Raw genomic sequence first — 11,393 nt, forward strand, 5'->3', positions numbered from 1 at the left:
ATGGACAAGTCGGACTTGTACGATGAAACGTGGGAGCGCAAAACGGGAGTCAGTCAAGTTGTTGGTATGGTGAACAACCCGGACACGATTTATGTGTACTTTGGGGTGGATGAAGAGCGCAAAGAGTTGACGGCCCGCCACTTTTGTTCTCATTGGTCAGAATTGCCGCTATATCTCTGTATTTATGACGTGACCGGCGTGTGGTTTGATGGCTATAATGCGCCACTTGTTAGACAGATTCAGGTGCCGTCAGATGCTGAGAGTTGGTATGTGCATGGGTTGGAGCCGGATCGAAATTATGTGATTGACTTGGCCACGACGACAATTGGAGGCCGGCTGTTTTCCATCGTCCGATCCGACGTCGTGACACTTCCCCCAACTCGTACGGCCACGGCTCAGCTGCATGCGAAGTTTATGCCTGTCCCATCGGTGGCGAACGAGTCTATACGATATCCCTACGAAAATGAGTTTGATGGATACCACTTTTGTGAACAACAGGGGGAACATTGATGCCGAAGGGTTATCTAAATCTGGTACTGCACGCGCATCTGCCTTTTGTTCGTCATGTTGATCGGGCGGATCGGCTGGAGGAGCGTTGGCTGTTTGAGGCGATCACCGAGACGTACATTCCGCTGCTTCAATGTATGCATCGGTTGTTGGAGGACGGTGTGGACTTTGGCATGACCGTATCGCTGTCCCCAACGTTGATATCGATGTTGGCTGACCCTTTGCTGCAGTCACGGTACGAGAAACACATCGACAACCTCATTCGATTGGCGGACTCGGAAATTGTACGGACGCGAACTGACGGGGCTATGAACCAACTGGCGCGAACGTACAGAGAACGGTTCCAGGAAATTCGAGCCTTTTATCATATATACAAAGGCAACTTGCTGCGGGCTTTCGGGGAGCTTCAACAGGCAGGGAAGGTTGAGCTAATCACCAGTGCGGCGACTCATGCGTTTCTTCCTTATGTTCGGACGGATGAGGCACTGCGGGTGCAGATCGCCACGGCCGTAGATGTCTTTCGAGCGCATTTTGGTGATGGACCACAAGGTATTTGGTTGCCTGAGTGTGCGTATACGTCGCGGGTCGATCGTTTTCTTGGTGAGTTTGGCATCCGCTACTTCTTTGTTGACACGCACGGTTTGACGACGGCCAGCCCGGAGCCTGTGTTTGGGACGTTCGCACCAGTTCTCACGCCTCGTGGTATAGCTGCGTTCGCGCGCGATGAAGAGTCCTCGCGGCAGGTGTGGAGCAGCGAACATGGCTATCCTGGCGATTTCGACTATCGCGAATACTATCGAGATATTGGATATGACCTGGATACGTCATATATCGCCCCGTATATTCATCCCGATGGTATTCGAGTCAACACAGGTATGAAATACTACAAAATTACAGGCCACGATCACCACAAAGAGCTATACAACTTCGATCACGCCCGCGAGAAGGCCGCCATCCACGCCGGGAATTTTTTGTTTAACCGTGGCCAACAGGTGGAATTCGTGCAGGGGAAGATGGGGCGAAAGCCGATTATAACAGCCCCGTATGATGCCGAGTTGTTTGGACACTGGTGGTTCGAGGGGCCCATTTTCATCGACATATTGTTTCGCAAAATGCACTATGACCAATCCACTGTCAAAGCCATCACCCCCTCGGAGTATCTGGACCTTTACGAGGACTTTCAAGAGTGTGAGTTGAGTATGTCGACATGGGGACGCGACGGATTTGGCGATGTCTGGTTAAACGGAAGCAACGACTGGATCTATCCTGCGCTCCACGATTGTGAAACGCGGATGGTGCGGCTGGCTGGTCGAATCGATCATCCGGGTGACATACAGCGCCGGGCACTTAACCAAGCTGCACGAGAGTTGATGCTTGCCGAGAGCAGCGACTGGGCCTTTATTATGGACTCGAAAACGACTGTGGATTACGCCGTACGCCGAACAAAGCACCATGTCAATCGGTTTCGGGCACTGGCGAAGATGATCGAGGATGATCAAATTGACGAAAGATACTTAGTAGAACTAGAGGGCATGGACAATCTCTTCCCACATATGCGGTACGAGATTTACCGAAATCCTCGTCATCATGTTCGCAGTCGCAAAAACTGGGGTGATGGCCAGAGACCACTCAGGGTTCTCATGCTCTCCTGGGAGTTTCCGCCCATGACGGTTGGGGGACTAGCGCGGCATGTATATGACTTGTCGAGGCATCTTGTGGCGCGTGGTTGTGAAGTGCATGTTGTGACGACTGCCATAGGAGACTATCCGCTGGACGAACTTGTGGAGGGTGTCCATGTTCACCGAGTTCAGGTTTTACAACCGGACGGGGGAGAGTTTGTCCACTTTGCGTTTCAGCTCAATCTGATGATGCTGGACAGGTGTCGCAAGTTGATTGGCGATGAGGGTTATAAATTTGACCTGATACACGCCCACGATTGGCTCGTTTGTCAAGTCGCGACAACACTCAAAAAGACGTACAATATCCCGCTCATATCAACCGTCCACGCAACCGAACATGGCCGCAATGCGGGTATCCACACGGACGTACAGCGCCATATTCACCACTTAGAGTGGCAGTTAACCTATGAGTCACGGCGTGTCATCGTGTGCAGTACGTATATGCAGCGTGAGATTGAACGCATATTCTCCTTGCCATGGGACAAGATCGATGTTCTTCCCAACGGCGTAGACAGGAAACTGTTGCAACCGCCTGATTTAGATGGTGTCCTGAGCAAAGAACCATATGCTAGACAAGATGAACCGATGGTGGTCTTTATCGGTCGACTGGTGCAGGAAAAGGGCGTGCAATTCCTATTATCGGCCGTGCCCAGTGTGCTGTGTGAATTTCCACGAGCAAGGTTTGTCATCTTGGGCAAAGGTCCATATCAAGGTGAACTGATGGCGCAGAGCGCACGGCTTGGGATTTCCGATCACGTAACATTCACGGGATTTGCCCCTGATGACACGAGAAACCGGATACTGTGTGCGGCGGATGTCGCTGTGTTCCCAAGTGTGTATGAGCCATTCGGCATTGTCGCGCTGGAAGCGATGGCCGCTGGGACATCGGTGGTTGTGGCCGATGTGGGTGGCCTTTCTGACATTGTGCAACACGATCACAACGGGTTGAAAGTGTATCCCCATGATCCTGAGTCTCTCGCCGAGCAACTGAAGCGGCTATTGCGTGACAAGGAATTCGCCAAACGACTGTCCGCCGCCGCCGAAGAGGAACTCGTGCGATTTGATTGGATGCAGATTGCCGGCAACACGATACGACTCTATGAAAAAATCGTTGGATCGACTCATGGTCTATCTGCGGAGGAACGCCCTTTGCAAACACCTGTCGTAAACGTGTAGTGGACTTGCATGATTATGCACGGGCTTCGACCCGTGCTTTTATTTTTTGTTTTAAAAAACGAAGCACTTAGCGAATGAACGGTCGTTTGATCGTAAATTTTATGTAAGCGAATACGTCCTGTCATACTTTTTTTTGAATGTTTATATGATCCCACATCACGACATTTCAATGTGACAGTGAAGGGGAAATGGACATGAAGGCTGTGATCATGGCAGGTGGCAGAGGAACGCGACTGCAGCCATTGACGAAACGGATGCCGAAGCCTATGCTGGAGCTTCTGGATCGTCCAACGATGGAGTACATCGTGGAATTACTTGCCGCACATGATTTTAACGACATCACGATCACGGTTTGCTACATGGCTGACGCCATTCGCAGCTACTTTTCAGATGGTGCGGAGTGGGGCGTTCGAATTCGCTATCAAGAAGAGTCTGTTCCCTTGGGCACCGCGGGCGGTGTAAAGAGATTGCAGCATCAACTGCAAGAGACATTCATTGTCACGAGCGGGGACGGGTTGACGGATTTTAACCTCTCACAGGCACTTGAACAGCATCGTCGGAATGGTGGGATCGCGACGCTCCTTTTAAAGGAAATCCACTGTCCACTAGGTTACGGGACAGTTGAACTTGACGAAGGTGGACGTATTTCCAAATTTGTTGAAAAGCCGCACACATGGATTGATGGACAGGGGTATTTGGTGAACACAGGGATTTATATTTTGGAACCTGAAGTATTCGATTATATCCCGGATGGTGAGCCATTCGATTTCGGTCGGCAGTTGTTTCCGTTACTGGTGGAGAGAGATATCCCAATATTCGGTTATGAAGCGAGTGGATATTGGTCTGACGTTGGAACGTTGCAGCAATATTATCAAACGCAACTCGACATGATCCACGGTCGCGTGAAAGTCAATTTACCTGTAGAAGTCGCATCGGTGTATTAAATTTGGAAAAATCCATTGGATAGATGCCCATCTTTTTCACACCCTCCGTTCCCCGACCTTAAACTGGTGGGGAGAGGAGGGTTTTTATATATGCGAGACCAAGTGCAGCGTGTCTTAGATACATTGCGGCAGCCAAGGGGACTCTATGTAGCAAGCCCTTCAAATACGTACCATTACATTTGGATTCGGGACATCAGTTATATTGCGTTGTCCGAACTTCACCGTGACAACGGACGATTCGAGGAGACATACTACGGGCTTCTTGACATTTTACGAAAGTATGAATGGAAATTGACGTATCATGCGACGAAACGGCCTGTTGAAACGTATGAATACATTCATCCACGATATACCGCGGATACCCTTGAAGAGGTCAATCAACCGTGGGGGAATGCGCAGAACGATGCAATTGGTGCTTTTCTGTTTGGGATCGGTGAAGGGCTGCGCCGGGGGAAGAAGATGTTGCGGGACGAGCGTGATCGAAAAATGATTCAGTTGCTCGTTCAGTACTTGACGACGCTCGAGTATTGGATGGACGAAGACAATGGGATGTGGGAAGAAAATCGAGAACGTCACGCGAGCAGTATTGGTGCTTGCGCTGCGGGGCTGTTAGCCATTCAGCCGTATTTCGACGTCCCTTGGGAACCCATTCAAGCTGGCCTGAGTGCGCTCTTTCAACTCCTACCGAGGGAAAGCGCTACCAAGGAATGCGATCTGGCACTGTTGAGCCTAGTCTACCCGTACGAGCTCGTGCCGCGGGCCATGCGAGAGGTGATCATCAATCGTGTCGAGGAAAGATTGCTGCGCCAAAGCGGCGTCATTCGGTACGAGGGAGATCTGTACTACCAAGAGGATGGGAAAGAAGCCGAGTGGTGTATGGGACTCCCTTGGTTAGGTCTCTGTCATGCGACCATCGGTAACATGGACAAAGCGCAATCATACTTGACTCGAACGGTACAAGTCATGGCACATGGTGCGAAAATTCCGGAACTATACGTAATGCACCGGCGTCAGCCGAACGAGAACACGCCTCTCGGGTGGTCGCATGCCCTGTGGCTTGTACTGTTTGACACGATATCCTCAGGCAAGACTGCTCATATTTTCCATTGACCTTCCTCACAAAATATCACATACTACATCACTGTGATACTGTACTATATTAAAGTGTTGCGGTTTGTGGTATTTACAGGAGGTCTTGAAGCATCATGCAACTAGAACAGACGACGTTGGAATCCTCCGCCCCTCGAACGAGTGGGCATTTGCATCGGGCTCTCCGGGCTCGACATTTGTCCATGATTGCCATTGGTGGCGCCATTGGGACGGGACTCTTTGTGGCCAGCGGTTCCTCCATCAGCACCGCAGGGCCTGGTGGGGCGCTGGCGGCATATCTTATCATCGGCATTATGGTCTACTTTTTGATGACAAGCTTAGGTGAAATGGCAACATTTCTTCCCGAAGCAGGCTCCTTCGAAACATATGCCACCCGCTACGTCGATCCGGCGTTCGGATTCGCACTGGGGTGGAACTATTGGTACACATGGGCCACCACATTGGCTGCTGAGCTAGCCGCCGGTGCAATCGTTATGAAGTACTGGTTCCCTCATAGCCCATCTATTTTGTGGAGCGCTATATTTCTATGCTTACTGTTGCTCCTAAATGTGGGCAGCGTAAAGGGGTACGGCGAAGGCGAGTTCTGGTTCGCCGGGATTAAAGTCGTCACGATACTCGCATTTCTCGTTGTGGGCATTCTCATGATCTTTGGTGTATTGTCTGGGAAGCCAGTGGGATTTGGGAATTTCACGCTAGGTGGTACACCGTTTCACGGTGGGGCCATGTCGCTTTTCAGTACCTTTTTAGTCGCAGGGTTTGCCTTTCAAGGTACGGAAGTGGTTGGACTTGCTGCTGGTGAAAGTGAAAACCCTGCGAAAAATGTCCCGAGAGCGATTCGCCAAGTATTCTGGAGAATTTTGATCTTCTACGTACTTGCTATATTCGTGATCGCTATGCTGATCCCATATACCGATCCCAACTTACTCAATTCGGGTGTAAATAATGTTTCCGTCAGCCCTTTCACCCTCGTGTTTCAACGGGCAGGATTCGCATTTGCAGCCGCAGTGATGAACGCCATTATTCTCACGGCCGTCCTCTCCGCTGGAAACTCTGCTGTCTACGCGTCCACGCGAATGTTGTGGGCATTGGCACGTGAAGGGAAGGCCCCTCGCGCCCTTGGCAAAGTGAATTCTCGTGGTGTACCTGTAAATGCCTTGCTCGTGAACATTGCCTTTGCATTTGTGTCATTTCTGCTGTCCTTAGTCGGGCATCAACAGGTATACACCTGGATGATGAACGCTGCAGGGTTAACAGGATTTATTGCATGGCTTGGTATCGCCATCAGCCACTATCGCTTTCGCCGAGCGTACGTCATGCAAGGCTATGACCTGCACGATCTCGCCTACCGAGCCAAATGGTATCCATTCGGACCGATTTTCTCGCTCGTGTTGTGCCTCGTCGTCATTTTGGGTCAGGATTTAAGTGGATTTGTGGGTGGCCATATCAACTGGCTGGGTGTCGTCGCCACCTACGTGAGTATCCCGCTATTCGTCATTGTGTGGCTGGGTTACAAGCTGGTTAAAAAGACAAAGATTGTGCCATTAAACGAGTGTGATTTCACAAAGCGCTCTCAATTATAATCCCCCGATCACTCCGCCCGCGCTATCGATTTACGGTATGATGAGGACTTAGAGAGTCCAATTTCACTTGGCGAAGGGCGGTGTTGAATGATGTGGCGAAAAGGCACATTTCGGGGGTTAGATGATATTACGAAGCATGATCGTACAAAGCTTCGAACCGTTCCGGCCTTATATAACGCCATCGCTATTGCCATACCGCTCATTGTGGGCGTCGCTTCTTCACACATTTTGTCTGGGCTGGGTATCGCCATCGGCGCGTTGGTGACTGCATTTTCAGGGATGACGGGCACCTCACGAAAACGACTGAGGACGATGCTCATCGTCAGTGTATGGACGGCTGTGGCAACCTTCCTTGGTGCATGGTCCGGTGGAACAGCCTGGTTAGTCGTCATCCTCATTGTCCTCAGTGGCTTTACTGGCGGCATGATGACGGCCGTAAGCGCGACTGCAGGACAAGTAGGTGTGCTGACGACGAATGCACTAATTATTATCTCGCGCTCCCCACAAGACTTGACCCATTCATTGGAGAGCGGTCTATTTGTGTTTGCTGGGGGAATGCTTCAGATACTGATGATGATCATCTCAGATGTCTTCCGCAACGTTGATGAAGAGACCAAGGCCGTGATGTCCGTCTACAGAGCTATCGGCGAGTACGCAGTTTCGCGAAGTCGCCAGGCTGACTTACAGGTTGCGTCCAGTCTCCTGGAGGTCGATACGGCCTTAAATGATTCGTACGTCCGTAAGCAGGAATGGCAAAAATTGCGGGTTCTCGCTGAGCTCGGGGAACTCATTCGCATTGATATCGTCACGCTCACAAGATTGATGAAAACCGAGCAGAATAAATCTGGAGAGCCGAATGACGATGCCAACCGGATCTCTCATGCCCTGCGTCACGTTGCGGCCGTCATGACGGCCATCGCTGACGGATTAGGGGCGCATAAAATGCGTGACTTAGCAGGACACGATTCACTCGCCATTCTTGAGGGCACGATCCGTGACATGACCCATAGCCAACAGTTCCGTGGCGAGTCGGACACAGATAGGTGCTTACATCAGCTATATTCTAAAATTGGCCAGGTCGTGGATGTCCTTTACGGTGAATCACTTAGCCCGGCTTACGCTGTGGCCTACGCACCTCACCGCTCGGAAACCTCGCAGTTGCGGAGAATGACAGTTATTCTTCGGTCCAATTTGTCATTTCGTTCGAGCTACTTTCGCCATGCACTGCGACTTGCTGTCGGCCTAACGATTGCGTCCATCATTTATCGCACACTCCCGTTTGACCGAGGGTACTGGCTCCCACTGACAACGGGTATCATTTTGAAGGCGGATTTTTTCAGTACGTTTTCTCGAGGTATCGCCCGCGTTCTCGGTACGTTGGCCGGGGTGTTGGTGGCCACGCTGCTGGCTGCAATTCCGGACCCGAGTCACGCCATTGACATTATCCTGGTCTTGTTGTTCGCTTGGGCCATGTATACGGTAGTCAATTTTAATTTCGCTCTGTTTTCCTTTTTCGTTACGTCTGAGATAATCGTGCTGATGTCTTTCTTTCAAAACAGCACTCCGCTTGCCACGATCACTGCACGCGTGATCGACACGTTTATCGGATGCCTTCTCGCACTCGTCATTTACATTCTTTGGCCCACTTGGCAGCGTCAAAACGTATCAATGGCTTTAGCAGACACGGTCGCCGCAGTACGGACGTACTACCTGGCCGTGGTCGACCCCTATTCGTCATCGCACCGAATTCAAACAGCACGTAAGCAAGCGCGATTGGCTCGAACGAATGCCGCGGGCGTGATCGACCAATTTTTGCGAGAACCAGTTGAGTTTGAACTGGATGCCTACGCTGTTTCAGGTCTACTTACGGCTGTCCACCGATTTTCCGACACCCTCCTTTCGCTCGAATCGGGTGTCGACGACGATCGCGCGCTCTTGTCGAATGAGGAGGTCGTCGTATGGGCTGGGGAGATGGGGCGTGTTTTGGCGAGATCGAAACAGTGCTGCGCCGAACGGATACTTCACCAACTGTTGCTGAACGCTCAGCGATCAATTTTCAAACCATCAACCAACTCCCATCGACTTTCCTCGCATTAGGGCTGTTACGGTTGCAGGAAATCATCAGGACCATGACTCGTATGCTCCCATTGACGTCTAGTTACGACGCGTCGAATGAATCAAGTTCACGGCAGTCTATCAGATGAGGCTGCGCAATCAGGCGTTGCCAACTTGCACGGAAGGTTGGGACGGCGAATGGGGAGGTATGATGTTCAATCGGATCTAGTGACCGGTCGACGTGGTCCGGTGTGCCTTCGCCTCACCACCTGGCTATCTACGCATATTACTGAAATTTACAGTTGCGTTACTAAGGTGCGCATGGTATATTAATCGACGTCGCTTCTGACGCTTCTCTTTCAGAAGGACCCAATATACCGCGTCATTGGCGCATTTGTTCGCGGTTCGGTTGAATGAATTGGACGGCTTGTCTCCGACAGATCAGTTCCCGATAATTCATGCCGAAAACGAACATTTGTGATGAAGAACTTACCAGTGACAATGGACATCGATTCATGGTATATTATTTCTCGCCGCTTCGACGGCACTGATTGATTTGGTTCCTTGAAAACTAAACACACCACGCCTGAAAGTTTCAGTCGAGACAACTTCGGTTGTCGCGACAAACGGATAACATTCTGGCGAAACGCCAGTAACATTTATTGAGAGTTTGATCCTGGCTCAGGACGAACGCTGGCGGCGTGCCTAATACATGCAAGTCGAGCGGACATCTTCGGATGTCAGCGGCGGACGGGTGAGTAACACGTGGGCAATCTGCCTACCAGACTGGAATAACACTCGGAAACGGGTGCTAATGCTGGATAACATTCGCGAAGGCATCTTCGCGAATTGAAAGATGCAAATGCATCACTGGTAGAGGAGCCCGCGGCGCATTAGCTAGTTGGTGAGGTAACGGCTCACCAAGGCGACGATGCGTAGCCGACCTGAGAGGGTGACCGGCCACACTGGGACTGAGACACGGCCCAGACTCCTACGGGAGGCAGCAGTAGGGAATCTTCCGCAATGGGCGCAAGCCTGACGGAGCAACGCCGCGTGAGCGAAGAAGGCCTTCGGGTTGTAAAGCTCTGTTGCTCGGGGAGAGCGACAAGGAGAGTGGAAAGCTCCTTGTGAGACGGTACCGAGTGAGGAAGCCCCGGCTAACTACGTGCCAGCAGCCGCGGTAATACGTAGGGGGCAAGCGTTGTCCGGAATCACTGGGCGTAAAGCGTGCGTAGGCGGTTGCGTGTGTCTGGAGTGAAAGTCCAAGGCTCAACCTTGGGATTGCTCTGGAAACTGCGCAACTTGAGTGCTGGAGAGGCAAGGGGAATTCCACGTGTAGCGGTGAAATGCGTAGATATGTGGAGGAATACCAGTGGCGAAGGCGCCTTGCTGGACAGTGACTGACGCTGAGGCACGAAAGCGTGGGGAGCAAACAGGATTAGATACCCTGGTAGTCCACGCCGTAAACGATGAGTGCTAGGTGTTGGGGGACACACCCCAGTGCCGAAGGAAACCCAATAAGCACTCCGCCTGGGGAGTACGGTCGCAAGACTGAAACTCAAAGGAATTGACGGGGGCCCGCACAAGCAGTGGAGCATGTGGTTTAATTCGAAGCAACGCGAAGAACCTTACCAGGGCTTGACATCCCTCTGACAGGTGCAGAGATGTACCTTCCCTTCGGGGCAGAGGTGACAGGTGGTGCATGGTTGTCGTCAGCTCGTGTCGTGAGATGTTGGGTTAAGTCCCGCAACGAGCGCAACCCTTGACCTGTGTTACCAGCATGTAAAGATGGGGACTCACAGGTGACTGCCGGCGTAAGTCGGAGGAAGGCGGGGATGACGTCAAATCATCATGCCCTTTATGTCCTGGGCTACACACGTGCTACAATGGGCGGTACAACGGGAAGCGAAGCCGCGAGGTGGAGCGAAACCTAAAAAGCCGTTCGTAGTTCGGATTGCAGGCTGCAACTCGCCTGCATGAAGCCGGAATTGCTAGTAATCGCGGATCAGCATGCCGCGGTGAATCCGTTCCCGGGCCTTGTACACACCGCCCGTCACACCACGAGAGTCGGCAACACCCGAAGTCGGTGAGGTAACCTGTATCGGAGCCAGCCGCCGAAGGTGGGGTTGATGATTGGGGTGAAGTCGTAACAAGGTAGCCGTATCGGAAGGTGCGGCTGGATCACCTCCTTTCTACGGAGAAACACCCTTTCAGGACGTGGGAATGTGTTTAGTTTTGAGGGAGCCAAAGCCCTTAGTGGCTAGGTAAACTCAAGGTACCTTGGCAACTGAATATGGAACAACCTCGAATGAAGTAAAACCGGTAACCGAAATGCGAGTAAC

The 11,393-nt window shown here is 51.6% G+C and carries 6 protein-coding genes and 1 rRNA gene; all 7 read left to right on the plus strand.

What is annotated here, in order from left to right; translation table 11 throughout:
- Entirely contained in the window at nt 1-510 is a 510-nt protein-coding gene (locus NZD86_RS03835; protein ID WP_268045170.1) for a DUF4912 domain-containing protein, read from the plus strand.
- Nucleotides 510-3,362 carry a 1,4-alpha-glucan branching protein domain-containing protein gene (locus NZD86_RS03840; protein WP_268045171.1) on the plus strand — a complete coding sequence of 951 codons (2,853 nt, stop codon included), beginning with the start codon at nt 510-512 and terminating at the stop codon, nt 3,360-3,362. Before NZD86_RS03835 ends, NZD86_RS03840 begins: the two co-directional genes overlap by 1 nt.
- Before the next feature lie 194 nt (nt 3,363-3,556).
- A complete protein-coding gene (locus NZD86_RS03845; protein ID WP_268045172.1) occupies nt 3,557-4,306 on the plus strand; it encodes a nucleotidyltransferase family protein in 750 nt (249 codons plus the stop codon).
- Between the two features lie 90 nt (nt 4,307-4,396).
- Nucleotides 4,397-5,416 (plus strand): glycoside hydrolase family 15 protein, encoded by a 1,020-nt coding sequence (locus tag NZD86_RS03850; protein WP_268045173.1) that lies wholly within the window; start codon nt 4,397-4,399, stop codon nt 5,414-5,416.
- Between the two features lie 95 nt (nt 5,417-5,511).
- Nucleotides 5,512-6,996, plus strand: a complete 1,485-nt coding sequence (locus NZD86_RS03855; protein WP_326492634.1) for an amino acid permease — start codon at nt 5,512-5,514, stop codon at nt 6,994-6,996.
- 87 nt (nt 6,997-7,083) lie between these two features.
- On the plus strand, nt 7,084-9,093 hold the full coding sequence (locus NZD86_RS03860) for an FUSC family protein (RefSeq protein WP_268045174.1): 2,010 nt from the start codon (nt 7,084-7,086) through the stop codon (nt 9,091-9,093).
- Nucleotides 9,094-9,709: 616 nt separating this feature from the next.
- Nucleotides 9,710-11,243 (plus strand): 16S ribosomal RNA (locus tag NZD86_RS03865).
- Nucleotides 11,244-11,393: the final 150 nt, after the last annotated feature.

Origin of the sequence: Alicyclobacillus dauci, assembly GCF_026651605.1 — a bacterium.
GTDB classification, from domain to species: domain Bacteria; phylum Bacillota; class Bacilli; order Alicyclobacillales; family Alicyclobacillaceae; genus Alicyclobacillus; species Alicyclobacillus dauci.

What these genes read in the sequence shown, in the direction of transcription:
- NZD86_RS03835 (WP_268045170.1), top strand. Translation starts at nt 1, where the DNA reads ATGGACAAGTCGGACTTGTACGATGAAACGTGGGAGCGCAAAACGGGA.
- NZD86_RS03840 (WP_268045171.1), top strand. Translation starts at nt 510, where the DNA reads ATGCCGAAGGGTTATCTAAATCTGGTACTGCACGCGCATCTGCCTTTT.
- NZD86_RS03845 (WP_268045172.1), top strand. Translation starts at nt 3,557, where the DNA reads ATGAAGGCTGTGATCATGGCAGGTGGCAGAGGAACGCGACTGCAGCCA.
- NZD86_RS03850 (WP_268045173.1), top strand. Translation starts at nt 4,397, where the DNA reads ATGCGAGACCAAGTGCAGCGTGTCTTAGATACATTGCGGCAGCCAAGG.
- NZD86_RS03855 (WP_326492634.1), top strand. Translation starts at nt 5,512, where the DNA reads ATGCAACTAGAACAGACGACGTTGGAATCCTCCGCCCCTCGAACGAGT.
- NZD86_RS03860 (WP_268045174.1), top strand. Translation starts at nt 7,084, where the DNA reads ATGATGTGGCGAAAAGGCACATTTCGGGGGTTAGATGATATTACGAAG.